Annotated in this window: 16 protein-coding genes; 10 read left to right on the forward strand and 6 right to left on the reverse strand. The window is 63.0% G+C overall.

Annotated features, from left to right (window positions below; all coding sequences use genetic code 11):
- Positions 1-312: 312 nt before the first annotated feature.
- From HX821_RS27910 to HX821_RS27955, 10 genes are all read left to right on the forward strand, one after another.
- Positions 313-1083, forward strand: coding sequence for a FadR/GntR family transcriptional regulator (locus HX821_RS27910; protein WP_003215747.1), 771 nt, complete (start codon positions 313-315; stop codon positions 1081-1083).
- 96 nt (positions 1084-1179) lie between these two features.
- Positions 1180-2382, forward strand: a complete 1203-nt coding sequence (locus HX821_RS27915) for an ABC transporter substrate-binding protein (protein ID WP_003215749.1) — start codon at positions 1180-1182, stop codon at positions 2380-2382.
- Positions 2383-2449: 67 nt separating this feature from the next.
- Entirely contained in the window at positions 2450-3310 is an 861-nt protein-coding gene (locus tag HX821_RS27920) for a branched-chain amino acid ABC transporter permease (protein WP_003215751.1), read from the forward strand.
- A 1-nt stretch (position 3311) separates the two neighbouring features.
- On the forward strand, positions 3312-4322 hold the full coding sequence (locus HX821_RS27925; protein ID WP_177037006.1) for a branched-chain amino acid ABC transporter permease: 1011 nt from the start codon (positions 3312-3314) through the stop codon (positions 4320-4322).
- A complete protein-coding gene (locus HX821_RS27930; protein WP_003215756.1) occupies positions 4319-5068 on the forward strand; it encodes an ABC transporter ATP-binding protein in 750 nt (249 codons plus the stop codon). Before HX821_RS27925 ends, HX821_RS27930 begins: the two co-directional genes overlap by 4 nt.
- A complete protein-coding gene (locus HX821_RS27935; RefSeq protein WP_003215757.1) occupies positions 5068-5763 on the forward strand; it encodes an ABC transporter ATP-binding protein in 696 nt (231 codons plus the stop codon). The genes HX821_RS27930 and HX821_RS27935 overlap by 1 nt, the downstream gene beginning before the upstream one ends.
- A gap of 13 nt (positions 5764-5776) precedes the next feature.
- Positions 5777-7048: a Zn-dependent hydrolase gene (locus HX821_RS27940; RefSeq protein ID WP_177037008.1), complete on the forward strand. Its 1272-nt coding sequence runs from the start codon at positions 5777-5779 to the stop codon at positions 7046-7048.
- Positions 7045-8448, forward strand: coding sequence for an amidase (locus HX821_RS27945; RefSeq protein ID WP_177037009.1), 1404 nt, complete (start codon positions 7045-7047; stop codon positions 8446-8448). Before HX821_RS27940 ends, HX821_RS27945 begins: the two co-directional genes overlap by 4 nt.
- Positions 8449-8612: 164 nt before the next feature.
- Positions 8613-9476: a LysR family transcriptional regulator gene (locus HX821_RS27950; protein ID WP_177037011.1), complete on the forward strand. Its 864-nt coding sequence runs from the start codon at positions 8613-8615 to the stop codon at positions 9474-9476.
- A gap of 51 nt (positions 9477-9527) precedes the next feature.
- Positions 9528-10532 carry a LacI family DNA-binding transcriptional regulator gene (locus HX821_RS27955; protein ID WP_177037013.1) on the forward strand — a complete coding sequence of 335 codons (1005 nt, stop codon included), beginning with the start codon at positions 9528-9530 and terminating at the stop codon, positions 10530-10532.
- Here HX821_RS27955 and HX821_RS27960 read toward each other — a convergent pair.
- From HX821_RS27960 to HX821_RS27985, 6 genes are all read right to left on the reverse strand, one after another.
- Positions 10529-11254 (reverse strand): SDR family oxidoreductase, encoded by a 726-nt coding sequence (locus HX821_RS27960; protein ID WP_003215767.1) that lies wholly within the window; start codon positions 11252-11254, stop codon positions 10529-10531. The genes HX821_RS27955 and HX821_RS27960 overlap by 4 nt on opposite strands.
- Positions 11255-11392: 138 nt before the next feature.
- Positions 11393-12925 carry an FGGY-family carbohydrate kinase gene (locus tag HX821_RS27965; protein WP_177037014.1) on the reverse strand — a complete coding sequence of 511 codons (1533 nt, stop codon included), beginning with the start codon at positions 12923-12925 and terminating at the stop codon, positions 11393-11395.
- A gap of 1 nt (position 12926) precedes the next feature.
- Entirely contained in the window at positions 12927-14006 is a 1080-nt protein-coding gene (locus tag HX821_RS27970) for an alcohol dehydrogenase catalytic domain-containing protein (protein WP_177037016.1), read from the reverse strand.
- A 69-nt stretch (positions 14007-14075) separates the two neighbouring features.
- The gene (locus tag HX821_RS27975; protein WP_177037018.1) at positions 14076-15068 is read right to left on the reverse strand and encodes an ABC transporter permease; all 993 of its coding nucleotides are present in this window, start codon (positions 15066-15068) and stop codon (positions 14076-14078) included.
- Positions 15034-16542: a sugar ABC transporter ATP-binding protein gene (locus tag HX821_RS27980; RefSeq protein WP_008430598.1), complete on the reverse strand. Its 1509-nt coding sequence runs from the start codon at positions 16540-16542 to the stop codon at positions 15034-15036. Before HX821_RS27980 ends, HX821_RS27975 begins: the two co-directional genes overlap by 35 nt.
- A 63-nt stretch (positions 16543-16605) precedes the next feature.
- The gene (locus tag HX821_RS27985; protein WP_003215780.1) at positions 16606-17532 is read right to left on the reverse strand and encodes a substrate-binding domain-containing protein; all 927 of its coding nucleotides are present in this window, start codon (positions 17530-17532) and stop codon (positions 16606-16608) included.
- Positions 17533-17782: the final 250 nt, after the last annotated feature.

The following is a 17782-nucleotide window of genomic DNA, read 5'->3' on the forward strand; positions in this document are numbered from 1 at the left end:
GATGCGGCGACCCGACAAGCCAGCTCCCACATTTGAACCGTGCCCGCTTTAGCTTTTGATTTTGATCTTAGGCACTCCGAGCCTAAGCGAGGAGCCGAGTGGTGGGGCAAGAGCGTTTTGCTTACTTTTGCGCTTTTCAAAAGTGAGCCGCTGTAAGAGCGGAACCAATATCAGCCATAACCGAAGAAACGGATATGCACACCCCCACCATTTACGACCCATCCAAACCAAAAGCGACCCCCTCCGTTGACGCCCCACCCCAAACCCCTATTAAGTACTATTAATCCGCATTAATAGGATCAATCAAACACCATGCTAAGCCGCCCGCTGCGCCGCAAACGCCAGAAGCTCTCCGACGTGATCGTCGAGTCGGTCAAACGCTCCATCGTCACCGACGCCCTGAAGCCCGGCGACCGCTTGCCCACCGAACGCGAACTGATGGAAAGCTTCCAGTGCTCCAAAGGCTCCGCCCGCGAAGCCCTCAAGGCGCTGGAAGTCGAAGGCCTGGTCAACACCCGCACCGGCCCCAGCGGCGGCGCCTATCTCAACCAGGCCGGCACCGAACCCGCCAGCCGCGCCCTGCGCAACTACCTGCACTTCCAGCACCTGGACGGCGAGCAGGTCTACCAGCTGCGCAAAGTCATCGAAGTCGAACTCGCCGTCTCGGTCCTGGGCCGCCTGAGCGAAGACGACTACCGCGCCCTCCAGGACAACGTCGATTTCTGCAGCGCCCCCGAAGACAGCGAAGCCGGCCAACGCGAACAACGCATCGCCGAACTGGAATTCCACAACCTGCTGGCCAAGGCCTGCCCCAACCCGCTGCTGAGCTTCATGGCGCAATTCCTCAACGACCTGCTGCGTGACCTGGTCGTGCTGAAAAAAGCCTACAAACCCAAGCGCAAGCAATTCGACGCCGCCAACCTCGACTACCACAAACAACTGCTGATCGCCTTCCGGGCCGAAGACGAAGCCACCGTACGCAGCCTGATGCACGAACACATGTGCGACGCCGAACACCACATGACCGCCCTTGAAGGTGAAGTCAGCCCGCACTTTCTGCTGGAGTTCGACCACAACCACTAAGCCGCACCCTCCACCAATAAAAGGCCTGCCCACAGGCCGTGCTCCACCGTATCGCCATTGCCACTCCTGCCAATAACTAATCCAGGGAGTCACCCCATGCAGCGTCGTACGTTGTTGAAAGCCAGTCTCACCGCAGCCGCCGCCCTCAGCCTCCCGCTGAGCGTGCGTTCTGCATTCGCCGCCGAGCCTTTTACCTTTTACGGCCTCAAGTCCATGTCTGGCGCCTTTGCCAGTTATGGCAAATTTGCCGACATGGGTTCACGCCTCGCGGTGGAACAGCATCCCGAGTTACTCGGCCGCCCGCTGGTCTACAAAGTGATCGACACCGAAGGCAACGCCGGCAAGGCCGTGCGTAAAGTCCAGGAAGCGATCCAGCAGGACGGCGCACGCTTTTTCCAGGGCTGTACCCTGTCGTCTTCGGCACTCGCGGTGGCCAAGGAAGTGAGCAAGGCCGGTGGCGTGTTCATGACCCCGGTGGGCGCCGATGAAGTCACCGGCAAGGACTGCAACAGCGCCACGTTCCGCTGGTCGGTGCCGACCTACGGCGCGATCCGCGAGACCCTCGTGCCGCTAATCAAGCTGCTGCCCGACGCCAAGCGCTGGTACACCATCACCCCGCAATACGTGTTCGGCGAAGCCCTGCTCGAAGGCGCCAAATCGGTGCTGGCCGAGCATGGCCTGGAACACGCCGGCAACAGCTACCACTCCCTGCAGGAGCAGGAGTTCTCCGGCTACCTGACCAATGCCATCGCCGCCAAACCCGACGTGCTGGTGCTGCTGAACTTCGGCAGCCAGTCGTCCAACACCCTGCGCCAGGCGGTGAACTTCGGTATCAAGGAGCGCATGAAAGTGCTGCTGGTGTGGTCCGCCGGCCTCGACCAGTTCCAGGAGCTGGGCAGTGACGTACTGGAAGGTGTGTACCTCGGCGCTCAGTACTGGCATCAGGTCGACACCCCGCTCAACCGTGACCTGGTGAAACTCACCAAGGCCAAATACGGCATCAACCCCACCTACCCGCTGGCCGCCGACTACATCAGCACCAAGGTCATGCTCGAAACCATCATCTCCACCGGCAGTTTCGACGGGCCGACCGTGGCCAAGGCCATGCAGGGCCTGAGCTACGAAGGCCCCACCGGCAAGGAGTCGATCCGCGCCGGCGACCATCAGGTGATCAAGGACTACTACCTGCTGGTGGGCAAGGCCGCAGGCGACATGGCCGACAAGGACGATCTGGCCAAGGTGCTCAGCTCCGGCCAGTCGTTCCCGCCGGTGGAAGCCACGGGCTGCGTGCTCGGCTGATCCGCTGAAAATCTACTGGTGACACAGCGCAGCGCCGCTCATGCGGCCGCCTGCCGAGGGTTCCTGCATGCTTAATCTTTACCTGTTCCAGATTCTCAACGGCCTGGGCCTTGGGATGATTTACTTCCTGATCGCGGTCGGCTTGACGATCATTTTCGGCCTGCTGAACTTCGTCAACTTCGCCCACGGTGCGTTCTTTTTGCTGGGTGCCTACATCTGCTACACCGCCGTCAGCCTCACCGGCAGCTTCTGGCTGGCGCTGCTGATTGCGCCGCTGGTGGTGGCCGCGCTGGCCTGGGTGATCGAGCGATTATTGATCCAGCGGATTTATCACTTGCCGCACATGTTCCAGATTCTGGTGACCCTGGGGATTGCCCTGATCATCCAGGAAGCCAGCGTGATGATCTGGGGCCCGGTGGGCAAGAGTGTCGCCGTACCGGAATTGCTGCGCGGGGTGCTGGTGGTGGGCGATTTTGTCTACCCCTACTACCGCCTGTTCCTGATCGTGTTCTCCGGCCTCGTCGGCCTGGGCCTGTGGCTGTTGCTGGAACGCACGCGCTTCGGCGCCCTGGTGCGGGCCGGCAGTGAAAGCACGGAAACCGTGTCCCTGCTGGGCACCAACATTTTCCGCCTGTTCTCCATGACCTTCGCCCTCGGCGTGGCCCTCGCCGGCGTCGCCGGTGTGCTGTTCGCCCCGTTGCGCGGCGCCCAGCCCTTTGTCGGCCCGGAAATCCTCGGCGTGGCGTTCGTGGTGGTGGTGATCGGCGGCATGGGTTCCTTCAGCGGTGCACTGGTGGGCGGCCTGCTGGTCGGCGTGGTGCAAAGCCTGATGACCACACTCTGGCCCCAGGGCGCGAGCCTGATGATCTACGGCGCAATGGCCGTGGTGATCCTGGTGCGTCCTTACGGCCTGTTCGGGAGAGCCTGACATGAGCGAAAAAAACCCCCTGCCATTCGCCAAGCCCCAGTCGCGCTACATGCTGCTGTTGGTGCTCGTGGTGTTGATCGGCCTGCCGTTGATTCTGCCCTCGGCGACCCTGGCCACCGAGATCCTGATCTTTGCCATGGCCGCCCTCGCCTGCAACCTGCTGCTGGGTTACACCGGGCTGCTGTCGTTCGGCCAAGGCATCTTCTTCGGGGCCGGCGCCTACTGCGCGGCGCTGTTGATGATTCACCTGCAACTGGGGCTGTTCAGCGCACTGCTGGGTGCCGCCGTCGCCGGTGGTTTCCTGGCTTTCCTGGTGGGCGCCCTGGCGATCCGCCGCACCGGCATTTACTTCGTGATGCTGACCCTGGCCTTCAGCCAGATGGCCTACTTCGTCGCCTACACCCTGAGCGACTGGACCGGCGGTGACAACGGCCTGCTCAGCGTGCCGCGCCCGGAAATCCGCATCGGTGACACCGTGCTGCTGTCGCTGACCGACGCCCGCGCGTTCTACGGGTTTGTCGCGGTGCTGTTCCTGCTGATCTTCATCGGCGCCCGCCGGGTGATCGCCTCGCCGTTCGGCAGCACGCTGATGGCGATTCGCGAAAACGAAACCCGCGCTTCGGCCATCGGCTATGACACCCGCCACTTCAAGATCCTGGTGTTCGTGTTGTCCGGCGCCGTCACCGGGATTGCCGGGGCGCTGTACGCGATGCTGCTGCACTTTGTGCCGCTGTCGAATATCGACCTGGCGATGTCCGAGAACATCCTGATCATGACCATCGTCGGCGGCACCGGCTCGCTGTTCGGCTCGTTGCTGGGCGCCGGTTCCATCGTGCTGCTGGGGGACTTCCTTTCCGATCTGTGGCCGCGCTGGCTGATGCTGCTGGGGGTGATCCTGATCCTGGTGGTGATCTTCATGCGCGGCGGTTTGTGGGGTGGTCTGTCGACCCTGTTCGACCGTGTGCGCGGCAGCCGCAAGGCCGACGTTGTGACCAAGGAGAAGCTGTCATGAGCATCCTGCTGGAAACCAAGAACCTGGAACTGGCCTACGGTGCGTTCCACGCGGTGAACGGTGTCAACCTCAAGGTCGAAGCCGGCACCATCCACACCATCATCGGCCCCAATGGCGCGGGCAAGACCAGCCTGTTCCACTGCCTGACCGGCGAACGCCAGGCCACCGCCGGAGCAATTCATTTCGATGGCAAGAACCTGATGCGCAAACCGGCCCACGGCCGCGTCGGCCTGGGCATGGCGCGCTCGTTCCAGCTCACCAGCCTGTTCCAGAACCTCAGCGTGCGCGAAAACCTGCGCCTGGCCGCCCAGGGCCGCGACGGAGCCCGCGCCCTGAACTTCTGGCGCCGGGTCGACAGCAAGCGCGAACACCTGGAAATGGCCGACCAGGTGCTGGAACGCCTGCAACTCACCGCCCGCGCCGACACCCTGGCCGGCGAGTTGTCCCACGGCCAGCAGCGGGTGCTGGAAGTCGGCATGTCGATCTGCTCCAGACCCAAGCTGCTGATGCTCGACGAACCCACCTCGGGCATGGGCATCGACGACATCCCGATCATGACCCAACTGATCAGCGACCTCGGCCGCGACCATACCGTGCTGCTGATCGAGCACAACATGAGCATCGTCATGTCCATCAGCCAACGCATCACCGTGATGAGCCACGGCCAGATCCTGGTGGAAGGCACACCGGAATTCGTGCGCGCCGACGAGCGCGTGCGCACCGCCTACCTGGGAGAAGCCGCCTGATGCTGACCGTCGACAATATCCACTCCTACTACGACAAGAGCCACGTCCTTGAAGGCGTGTCCCTGACCGTCAATCCCGGCGAACTGGTGACCCTGCTGGGGCGCAACGGCGCTGGCAAGACCACCACCCTGCGCAGCATCCTCGGGATCATCTGCCCGCGCCAGGGCCAGATTCACTTCAACGGCCAGCCGCTGGTGGGGCAGAAAATCTTCGAAATCGCCCGCCAGGGCCTGGCGCTGGTGCCGGAGAACCGCGGGATTTTCCGCCTGCTCACGGTGGAGGAAAACCTGCGCATTGCCGTGCGCAAGACCAGCCGCTGGCAGATGGAAGACGTGTACGGCATGTTCCCGCGCCTCAGGGAGCGCCGCAAGAACGCCGGCCACGCGCTGTCCGGCGGTGAGCAACAGATGCTCGCCATCGCCCGCGCGCTGCTCAACGATCCCAAGCTGCTGATCCTCGATGAGCCCACCGAAGGCCTCGCGCCGGTGATCGTCGACGAGCTGGTGAAGATCCTGCGCAAGGTCAAGGAAGACGGCCTGCCGGTGCTGCTGGTGGAACAGAACCTGATGGTCTGCGACAAGCTCGCCGACCGCCATTACGTCCTCGAACAGGGCCGTGTGGTGTACGAAGGCAGTGCCGAAGCCTTCCGCGCCGACCCGACGATCAAGAACCGTTACCTGGCCCTGAGTGCCTGACCGGAGACTGCTGATGAATAGTTTTGCGCAACCGCTCCAGAGCAACGCCCCGCTGATCAACCGCGAGCGCCTGTGGCAATCGCTGATGGACCTCGCCCGCCTCGGCGCCACCCCCAAGGGCGGCGTGTGCCGCCTGGCCCTTACCGACCTCGACCGCCAGGCCCGCGACCTGTTCGTGCAATGGTGCGAAGCCGCCGGATGCAGCGTCAGCGTCGACGCCATCGGCAATATCTTTGCCCGCCGTGCCGGGCGTAATCCGGCACTGGCGCCGGTGATGACCGGCAGCCATATCGACACCCAGCCTACCGGCGGCAAGTTCGACGGTTGCTACGGCGTGATGGCCGGCCTGGAAGTGATCCGCACCCTCAATGATTTGAACATCGAGACCGAATCACCGATTGAAGTGGTGGTGTGGACCAACGAAGAAGGCTCGCGATTCCCGCCGTGCATGATGGGTTCCGGGGTGTTCGCCGGTAAGTTCGACCTGCAGGAAACCCTCGACAAGCAGGACGAGCAAGGGCTGTCGGTGGGCGCCGAATTGCAGCGCATCGGCTACGCCGGCTCCCGCGCCGTGCTGGGCCATCCGGTGGGGGCCTATTTCGAGGCGCATATCGAACAGGGCCCGGTGCTGGAAGACCAGGCCACCACCATCGGCGTGGTCATGGGCTGCCTCGGCCAGAAGTGGTTTGACCTGACCCTCACCGGCGTCGAAGCCCATGCCGGCCCGACGCCGATGCACCTGCGCAAGGACGCACTGGTAGGCGCGGCGCAAGTGGTCAGCGCGGTGAATCGCATCGCCCACGAACAACAACCCCATGCCTGCGGCACCGTCGGTTGCCTGAGCCTGCGTCCCGGCTCACGCAACGTGATTCCCGGCCAGGTGCACATGACCATCGACCTGCGCCACCTGCACGCCGACAAGCTGCAAGCGATGGTCGACGAAGTGCGCCAGGTGATCGAAGCGACGGCCGAGCAACACGGCCTGAGCTTTGAACTGACGCCTACTGCCGACTTCCCGCCGCTGGATTTCAACCCTGCCTGTGTCAACGCCGTGCGTGATGGCGCGAGCAGCCTGGGCCTGAGCCATATGGACATCGTCAGCGGCGCCGGGCATGACGCGATCTTCGTCGCCGAACTGGGCCCGGCCGGAATGATCTTTGTGCCGTGCGAAGGCGGCATCAGCCATAACGAAATCGAGAACGCCGCGCCGGATGACCTGGCGGCGGGCTGCGCGGTGTTGCTGCGGGCCATGGTCAACGCGGCGCAAGGAGGTCAAGCGGCATGACGGATATCGCCAACCTGACCGCAGTTGAGCTGCTGGCCCGCTATCGGGATAAAAGCCTGTCGCCAGTGGAGGTCACCGAAGACGCATTGCTGCGGATCGAACGCTACAACCCGGCGGTCAACGCCTACTGCCACGTCGACCCTGAAGGCGCCTTGAAGGCGGCGCGGAATTCGGAACAGCGCTGGCTCAAGGGCCAGCCGTGCGGGGCCCTGGACGGTGTGCCCTCCTCCATCAAGGACCTGACGCAGACCATCGGCATGCCGACGCGCAAGGGTTCGCGTACCACATCCGCCGAGGGTCGATGGGATGTGGATGCGCCCTTCTCGGCCTTCATGCGCAAGGCCGGCGCGGTATTGCTGGGCAAGACCACCACACCGGAATTCGGCTGGAAAGGCGTCACCGATAACCCGCTGTATGGCATTACCCGCAACCCGTGGGACACGCGCATGACGGCGGGCGGTTCGTCCGGTGGTGCCGGTGCGGCGGCGGCCTTGAACCTCGGCGTGCTGCACCAGGGCAGCGATGCCGGCGGCTCGATCCGGATCCCCTGTGCCTTCACCGGCACCTTCGGCATCAAGCCGACTTTCGGTTACGTGCCGCAATGGCCGGCCAGTTCGATGACCATTTTGTCTCACCTGGGGCCGATGACCCGCACCGTGGAAGACTCGGTGCTGATGCTGCAAACCATCGCCCAGCCGGATGCGCGGGATGGCTGGATCGGCGCGCCCCGGACCACGCCATGGTTGCACGCCGGGGCTGATTTGAAGGGGCTGCGTATCGCCTATAGCCCGAACTTCGGTTATGTCGATGTGGACCCGCAAGTGGCCAGGGTGGTCGCCCAGGCGGTAGAAGGCCTGGTGCAGCTGGGCGCGCAGGTTGAACAGATTGATCCGGGGTTCAGTGATCCGCTGGAGGTGTTCAATACTTTATGGTTTGCCGGTGCAGCACGCCTGGCCGGGCCGTTGAGCGATGCCCAGCGGCAATTGATGGACCCGGGGTTGCTGCGCATTGCCCGACTGGGCGAGCAGATCAGCCTCAGCGATTACAGCGCTGCGCTGGAAGCACGGGCAGCGCTCGTGGCGCGCATGGCGGCATTCCATGAGCATTACGATGTGCTGGTTTCGCCGATGATGCCGATCACCGCGTTCGAGGCCGGGCACAATGTGCCGCCGGGTTCGGGACTAGGGGAATGGATGGAGTGGACGCCGTTTACCTATCCCTTCAACCTGACCCAGCAACCGGCGGCGTCGGTGCCGTGTGGGTTGGCGGCCAATGGGTTGCCGGTGGGGCTGCATGTGGTGGGGGCGCGGTTTGCGGATGAGCAGGTGCTGAAGGTTTGCCAGGTTTATGCCAGGGCTTTCCCGACCCAGCACCTGCAAACACCCAAAACCCCAACCTGAAATACAATCAAACTGTGGGAGCGGGCTTGCTCGCGAAGGCGGTGTATCAGTCACCGGGTATCTTGACTGATACACCGCCTTCGCGAGCAAGCCCGCTCCCACATTTTTTGCCCGCATTCCAGTCATCAGCCCCTACAATGACCCCTATTCTCCAAGGGGCCCTTATGGACATCGAACTGGCACGCACCTTCCTCGAAATCACCCGCTGCGGCAGCCTCGCCGCGGCGGCCGAGAAACTGCACGTCACCCAGACGGCAATCACCGCCCGGGTCAAAAACCTCGAAAGCCAGCTCAACAGTACCCTGTTCGTGCGCAACCGCGCCGGTGCCCGCCTGACCCCGGACGGCGAGGCGTTCGTGGTCTACGCCAACCAGCTTGTCCAGACCTGGGAAGCCGCACGCCGCGACCTGCCATTACCCGATGGCTACCGCAACGTGCTGCACATCGGTGGCGAAGTCAGCCTGTGCAACCCGCTGATGCTCGGCTGGGCCCAGGCCTTGCGTGAACACATCCCCGGCCATGCTTTGCGCACCGAGACTCGCGAAGGCGAGTACCTGTTGCGCCAGCTGGAACTGGGGGTGCTGGACGCCGCGCTGGTGTTCCAGCCGCAATACTGGCCGGGGTTGCAGGTAGAGCAGGTGCTGGAAGAAAAACTGATCCTGGTGCAACTGGCCGCCCGGCCCGAGCCCTACGTGTATATCGACTGGGGCCAGGGCTTTCGCCAGCAGCACGACGCCGCACTGCCGGACAAGGCCCGCGCAGCCCTGAGTTTCAATCTGGGGCCACTGGCGTTGCAGTACATCCTGGAAAACGGCGGTGCCGGGTATTTCCGCACGCGGGTGGTGCAGAGCTACCTGGACAGCGGCGTGATGGAGCGGGTTCCCAAGGCGCCGGAGTTCAGCTTCCCGACGTACCTGGTGTATTCCCGCGAGCGCGATTCGGCGGTTTTGCAGCAGGCGCTGGGGTTGCTGCGGGCGGTGGTGGAGGCCGAAAAGGATTGGTCGCAGCGCTGGGATCCGGTGATTTGAAGCCGTGCCCATGGTAGCCTCAGGTTGTTTTCTCCTGGTTCCCCCCTGCCGATGAACAAGAAAAAGTCCGTCACCATCAGCGACATCGCCAAACGGGTCAACATGACCACCATCACGGTGTCCCGGGCGCTGAGCAAACCCGACCTGGTCAAGCCCGCCACCCTGGCGCGGATTCTCGAAGTGGCGCGGGAGCTGGACTATGTGCCCAACGCCTTTGCCCGCGGGCTCAAGCGCAGTGAAAGCCTGATCATCGGCGTGATCACCGCTTCGGTCGACAACCCCTTCTACAGCGAGATGATCAAGGCGATTTCCCGCGAGGCGAAAAAGCACGGCTACACCATCATGCTGGTGGACACCGACGAACTGGAAGAACTGGAAAGCAAGGCAGTCGACACGCTGCTGGGCTACCGCGTGGCGGGGATCATCCTGTCGCCGGTCTCCGACGAGCCCAGCTACCAGCCGGACTATCTGGAGCGCCTGGGTAACGGCAAGACGCCGGTGGTGCTGCTCGATCGCACGATTCACGACAGCCCCTTCAGCCGCGTGGTGCTGGACAACTATCACAGCGGCATCGAGGCGGCGCACTACCTGGTGCGGCAAACCCCGAACCTCAAGCGCCTGCTGGTGCTGACCGGGCCCGAGCATTCGCGCATCACCATGGAACGCCTCAAGGGCCTGAAAGAAGTCCTGGCCGAGCACCCTCAGGTGCACGTTGAAGTGTGTGCCGGTGACTACACGCTGATGCCCTCCTACCTGCACACCCTCGACTACCTGGCCGAGCACTCGGCGCCGGACGCGATCATGGGCTTCAACCAGTTGATCACCCTCGGCGCGCTGCGTGCGCTGCGCATGCACAACATCCCCCACGACAGCCTGACCATCTGCGGCATCGACCGCCTGCCCTTCGCCGATATCTTCGGCGTGCCGATTGCCTGCGTGGCCCACGACGCGTCACTGGCCGGCAGCAGCGCGGTGCGGCTGCTGCTGGATCGTCTCGAAGACCCGCACAAACCGCGGGACAAGGTGGTGATCGCCGGCAAGCTGGAGAACGGCTAGCGGCTGGTGTAGCCGCCGTCGATCGGCAGGCTGACGCCGCTGATCATGCTGGCGGCATCGCTCAGCAGGAATAACACCGGCAGGGCCACTTCCGCCGTTTCGGCAAATCGCCCCAGGGGAATCGCCGCCAATGCCGGGTCGCGCTTGGCGGGCGCCGACCAGGCCATCTGTGCCATGGGCGTGAGGGTGACGGTGGGGTTGACGCTGTTGACGCGAATTCCGAAGCGGCCCCATTCGGCGCATTGCACGCGGGTGATGGCGTCCAGTGCGGCCTTGGAGGCGCAGTAGCCGAGGTGATCGTCCAGGGCTACCAGTGAGGCCTGGCTTGAGACGTTGACGATGCTGCCGGGAATCTTCGCTTCAATCATCGCCGCAGCGATACGGCTGGCGACCTGGGCCGCGGCGCGGGCGTTGACATTCATCACCTGGTCGAAGGCTTCGGCGCTGATGGCCGCGGCGGGTTCCAGGCGGGAAATGCCGGCGCAGTTGACCAGTCCATGCATCGGCGGCAGGCCTTGCAGGGCCAGGTCCAGGGCGGCGCTGTTGGCGATGTCCAGGCACAGGGTTTCGCAACCGAGCTGGGCCAGGGCCTGAGCGTCGCGGCCCAGGGCGAAAACCTGGGCGCCGCTGGCGATCAGTTGGAGGGCAATTTCCCGGCCGATGCCGCTGCTGGCGCCGGTGACGAGGATGCGCTGCTTGGTGAAGTCAAAAATAGCGTTCATGGTTCACGATCTCTAAAACGATGGAGATCCCATGTGGGAGCGGGCTTGCTCGCGAATGCGGTGGGTCAGGCAATAAATCCGGCACTGATACACCGTATTCGCGAGCAAGCCCGCTCCCACATTTGGATCAGTGTTCGCTTAATTCAATTGCAAGCTGTGCATCACCGGTTTCAAGGCCGGATACAGCTCCAGATAGCGGGCAAACGCCCGGTCATACACCCCGACATTCCCCGCCTCCGGCTCCGCCCGCAGCTCCAACTGCACCCAACCTTTCTCCATCTGCCGGTCATTCACCACCCCCACCGCATGGGCCGCCAACAACGCCGCGCCCAGTGCTGCCTCCACCTCTTGCACAATGGTGTAGACCGGGTAATGGGTAATGTCCGCAATAATCTGCATCCACAAATCCGAATGGCTCGCCCCACCCACCACAATCAGCCGTGGATCAAGGGAATGCGCCCCACGGGTGCCCGCTTCGATATTGTGCCGCAGGGCAAAACTCACCCCTTCGAGCACCGCGCGGTACAGGTGGATCCGGCTGTGATACAGGTTCAGCCCGACAAAGCTGCCGCTGGCTCGGTCATCCCACACCGGGCTGCGTTCGCCCATGAGATACGGCAGGAACAACAGCCCTTCACTGCCCGCCGGGATCTTCTCGGCGCTCTGCTCCAGCAGCCACAAACTGTCCTGGCCGGTCTCCCTGGCCTGCTGCTCTTCGGCCTGGCAGAACTGCTCGCGAAACCAGCTCACCGACGCCCCGGCGGTAATCGCACCGCCGAAGATGTACAGGTCCTGATGGCCGTTATAGACGTGGGGCATGCTCACCAGGCCATGACGCGCGTCCACCTGCTGATTGAGATAACCCCAACACATGCTGGTGCCAATCATCGCCACGTGATTGCCCGGTCGCGTCACTCCGGCCGCCAATGTGGCCATGGCCGCGTCCACCCCCCCGGCCAAAATCGGCGTGCCCGCCTGCAAGCCCAATCGCTGTGCCCATTCCTCGAGCAACCCGCCGACCACTTCACCGGAATACAGCAAGCGCTCCGGCATCATCGCCAACGGAATCCCAAGCGCCGCCAGCATCTCGGCCGACCAGCCGCGTTGCGCCACATCGTAGACGCCACCGATATTGCCGGCACTGCTGTGATCCACTGCCAACTCGCCGGTCAGGCACCAGTTGATGTAGCTGTTGGGCGGCAGCAGGTAACGGGTGTTGGCCCACACCTGCGGCTGGTGTTGCTTGAGCCAGAGCATCTTGGTGAAGCCGTAGTAGCTGTCCACCGAGTTACCGGTAATCGCGAACAGCCGCTCCAGGTCCACATGCTCGCGCACCCACTCCACCTGCTCGCCCGCGCGCCGGTCCATCCAGATCAGGCACGGGTGCAGCGGCGTGATCTGCGCGTCCACAGCAATTCCGGAGCCGCCATACAGGCTGCTGATGCACAGCGCCTTGACCTGCTCTTTCGCCACGCCGGCCTTCGCCATGCACTGGGCGACGCAGGCCTCCACCGCATCCAGCCAGACCTGCGGCCACTGCTCGGCCCAGCGCACTTTCGGGGTATCCACGCGATACCCCTGGCTGTGCTGGGCGATGATCAGGCCGTCCGCATCCACCAGCAGCGCCTTGGTGCTTTGCGTGCCGATGTCCACACCCATTACGTAGTTCATCTCAGAGCACCGGCTTCAGCAGCACCTTGATCGACTTGGTCGAGTTGGCCAGCTCAAACGCTTCGGCCCAGCTGTCCAGCCCGAAGTCATGGGTCACGATGCCCTTGGACGTCACCAGGCCACGCTCGAACAAGTCGATGGCCACCGGGTAGCAATACGGCCCCAGGTGCGCACCGCGTACGTCCAGCTCCTTGCGGTCGCCGATGATCGACCAGTCGGCGCTGGTCTCGGCGCCAAACACGCTGAACTCGACAAACCGCCCGAGCTTGCGGATCAAGTCCAGGCCCTGGGTAACGCCCGCCGGTACGCCGGTGGTTTCGATGTACACGTCGCAGCCGTAGTTGTCGGTCAGGCTATTGATGATCTCCCGGGCGTTATCCCGGGACGGGTTGATCACCACGTCGGCACCGTACTGCTTCGCCAGTTCCAGGCGCTCGTCGACCATGTCGATCACCACCAGTTTCTTCGGCGTTTTTAGCGCTGCCACCTGCACCATGCACAGGCCCAGGGTGCCGGCACCAGCAATAACCAGCACGTCATCCAGCTGGATCTCACCGCGGTTGACGGTGTGAATCGCGCAGGACATCGGCTCGATCAGCGCCGAATCTTCCAGGGACACCGACTCCGGAATCTTGTGCACGTTGGCAGTCTTGGGAATACGCATGTACTGGGCCATGCCACCCTCGGCGACTTCACGCTGGAAGCCGAAGATGTTGTGCACCTCGCACATCCAGTACTTGCCGGACTTGCAGAAGCGGCACTTGCCACATGGCACGATCTGCTCGGCGATCACCTTGTCGCCGACCTTCACCTCAAAGTGCTCCTCGGCGCCCTCGCCCGCTTCCACCACGTAGCCAAAGAACTCGTGCCCCGGCACCACCGGGGCCTTGACCCACGGGTTGTCGCCGCCCCAGAACATCGCGGCGCCCGAGTGGCATTTGCAGTCACTGGCGCAGATGCCGCAGGCGGCGATGCGAATCACCAGTTCATTGACCCGCGCCTGGGGTTTGCTGATGCGTTCCAGGCGGTAGTCTTTCGGGCCGTGGCAGACGACGGCTTGCATTTGGTTGTGCTTTTCCATGATGTGCGGACCTTTCTTGAGCATGAGAGAACCCATCGCGGCCACCATGGCCGCGTGGAGATAACCGGTTTACTTGTGGCGCTGACGGCTGATAAAGATCGCCAGCAAAATGATCCCGCCCTTGATCACGCTCTGGACATAGGGCGAGACCCCGAGCATGTTCAAGCCGTTGTTCAACACCCCCAGCAGCATGGCGCCGAGCAAGGTGCCGACGATTACCCCGCGCCCACCGGCAATCGAGGCGCCGCCCAGGACCACCGCGGCAATCGCATCGAGTTCGAACGACACCCCGGCATTCGGCTGGCCGCTCATCAAGCGTGAGGTCAGCACCAGCCCGGCAATCGCGGCGGTCAAACCGCTGATGCCATACACCAGCAATTTGAAGCGCGCCGCCCGCACGCCGGACAGGCGTACCGCTTCCTCGTTGCCGCCGATCGCGTAGATATAGCGGCCGATGCGGGTGTGCTGCAGCAGCACATAGGCCGCCAGGTACGTCACCAGCATGATCAGGATCGGCACCGAAATACCGAACAGGCTTTCGCGGCCAAAGAAGCCGAACCACTCCGGCAAACCGGAAATCGGATAGCCGTCGGTGTACATCAGGCCGAACCCGCGGGCGATGCCCATGGTCGCCAGGGTGACGATGATCGGCGGCATGTGCAGGTAGGCGACGAACAGGCCATTGCCGATGCCGAACGCCACGCCGACCAGCATCCCGGCGCCAATCGCCAGGCCCGGCGGCAAGCCGGCGACCATCAAGCCGGCGGTCAAGGTGCCGGACAACGCCATCACCGGCCCCACCGACAAATCGATGCCGCCGGTGAGAATCACGCAGGTCATGCCCACCGCGATAATCGCGTTGATCGACACCTGGCGCGCGATGTTCGACAGGTTGTTGGCCGTCAGGAAGTTATCGCTGGCGAAGATCATCACCAACGTCACCACCAGCAGCCCGACAAAGGGATAGAACGCCGGTGAGCGAATCAGCCGCGCCAGGTTCAGGCGCAGCCGGCCAGGCACCACGGCATTAATGGACGTATTCACTTGAGCCCCCTGTTGCATGGCGCATGACCTCTTGAGGATTGACGGCAGACGCTTCCAGTACTTTGACGATGGCGCCCTTGTGGAACACCGCGACGCGGTCGCACATGCCGATGACTTCCGGCAGTTCCGAGGAAATCATGATGATTGCGTAGCCCTGTTCGGTGAGGCTGCGCATCAGTGCGTAGATCTGCGCCTTGGCACCGACGTCGATGCCACGGGTGGGTTCGTCGAACACCAGCACGTCGCAGTGATGGTTGATCCAGCGGGCAATCACGACTTTCTGCTGGTTGCCGCCGCTGAGGTTGAACACCCGGCTCTCGCCGCTGGGGGCCTTGATCGACAGCTGGCGCATCAGCGCTTCAACGCTGGCGCATTCCTTGTCCTTGTCGATCAGGCCGCTGGCGTTCTGGTATTTGGGCAGGTTGTTGAGCGAGATGTTTTCGCGAATGCTGAAATCGGTGATCAGCCCTTCGGTCTTGCGGCTTTCCGGCAGCAGGCCGATGCCATGGGCCAAGGCCTGGGCCGGGTCGTCGAGGGTGATTTGTTCACCCCGCAGCCACACGTCTTTGCTCACCGACGGCAGCGCGCCCATCATGCCCAGCGCCAATTCGGTACGCCCGGAACCCACCAGGCCGGCAAAGCCGAGAATCTCTCCCTTGTGCAATTCAAAGTGGTTATGGGGGCCGTTGCGCACCAACTGGATGTCCTTGACCTCCAGCAGCAGCGGCCCGCGTGCGGCGGTGGGCTTGGGCGGAAAACTGCACTCCAGGCGCCGCCCGACCATCATTTCCACCAAGCGGTCGATATCGCTGTCGGCCACATCGGTGACGCCCACATTGCCGCCGTCGCGCAGCACGCTGATGCGGTCGCAGACCTGGAAAATCTCCTCCAGGTGGTGGGAAATAAAAATCACCGCCACCCCCTGGCGCTTGAGTTCACGCATGATTTCGAACAGCAGCTCGGCTTCGCTCGGCGTGAGGGTGGCGGTGGGTTCGTCGAGCACCAGCAGCCGAGCGTCCAGGGCCAGGGCCTTGGCGATCTCGACGAATTGCTGCTCGGCCACGCTCAGGTGCCTGACCGCGCATTGCAGGTCAATACTGACACCGAGGCGCTTGAACAACGCCTCGCTGGCCTCGACCATTTCGCGCTTGCGCAACAGGCCAAAACGGTTGCTCAGCTCATGGCCGAGGAAAATATTTTCCACCGCCGTGAGGTAGGGAATCAGGCTGAATTCCTGGAACACAATGCCGATGCCGGCGGCAATCGCATCACGATACGTCGCGAACTGCCGAGCCTCGCCGTCGATCAGGATCTGCCCTTCGTCCTGGTGCTCGACCCCGCCAAGGATCTTCATCAAGGTCGATTTGCCTGCACCGTTTTCCCCGAGCAAGGCATGAATCTCGCCGCGCTGCACTTCCAGGTTGATCGCCTTGAGGGCTTGCACCCCCGGGTAGCGCTTACAGATATTTTCCAGCTTCAGAAGACTGCTCATACCGCCGACCTCATATTCAGATGGATGACCTGTGCCCCACGCCTGGCGTGGGGCCTGGGTGTTTTACCAACTGAAATCCTTGGCCTTGGCCTGGTCAATCAGGGTGATGTCCACCGGGATTGTGGCCGGCACTTGCGAGCCCCACTTCTTGGCCAGGGCGATGCCCAGGGCCAGGCGGATCTGGTCACGGGGGTATTGCGCGGAGGTGGCGATGAATTTGCTGCCGGGTTTCTGGATGGCCTTGATCGCTTCCGGCGCGCCGTCGACGCTCACCAGCTTGACATCCAGGCCACTGGCTTCGATGGCCGAGAGTGCGCCGAGGGAGCCGTTGTCATTGACGCTGAAAATGCCCTTGAGGGTGGGCTGGGCCTGCAGCATGTTTTCGGTGACGGTCAGCGCCTGGTCACGTTCCTGCTTGCCGTTCTGGATGCTCACGATCTTGATGTCCGGGTGCTTGGCCACGGCCTCCTTGCAACCGCGCACGCGCTCCAGGATCGGTACCACGGCGATGCCGTCGAGGATGGCGATATTGCCCTTGTCCCCGATGTTCTTGGCCAGGTATTCGCAGGCCTGGAAGCCGGCGTCGAAGTTCTTCGAGCCGACGAAGGAGTCCAGTGGGCCTTCGGCCTGGGCGTCGACGGCGACCACGACTACGCCGGCGGCGTGGGCGGATTTGACGGCTGATTGCACGCCGACGGAATCGGTGGGGTTAATCAGCAGGATGTCGATGCCTTTTTGCAGCATGTCTTCGACGTCGCTGACCTGTTTGGACACGTCGTGGCGGGCGTCGGTGATGATCAACTGCGCACCGATGGTCGCCCCGGCTTCCTGCAGGGCGTCTTTCATGGTGACGAAGTAAGGGTTGTTGATTTCCTGGAAGGACGCGCCGATGCGGATGGGGGCGGGTTTGGTGTCGGCCAGTGCCAGGCCAGCGGTGCCAAGATTGATGCTCAGAGCCAACAAACACAGGGTTTTCGGAAGCATTTTCATGGTGGGGATCTCTGTTTTGTTTTTATTTTTAGAGCAAATGTTATCGTTAACATTTTGTAAGAAGCTAGCAAAGAAATTGGGGGGTCGCAAGGGGTGTTTGATCGGTGGTGGCGGGTGTGGTGGACATATCTGTTGCTGCGGTAACGGCCGCTTATGGTTCCGCTCTTACAGCGGCTCACTTTTGAAAAGCGCAAAAGTAAGCAAAACGCTCTTGCCCCAACCACTCGGCTCCTCGCTTAGGCTCGGAGTG

Source organism: Pseudomonas sp. B6001 (genome assembly GCF_013386015.1).
Classification (GTDB): Bacteria; Pseudomonadota; Gammaproteobacteria; order Pseudomonadales; family Pseudomonadaceae; genus Aquipseudomonas.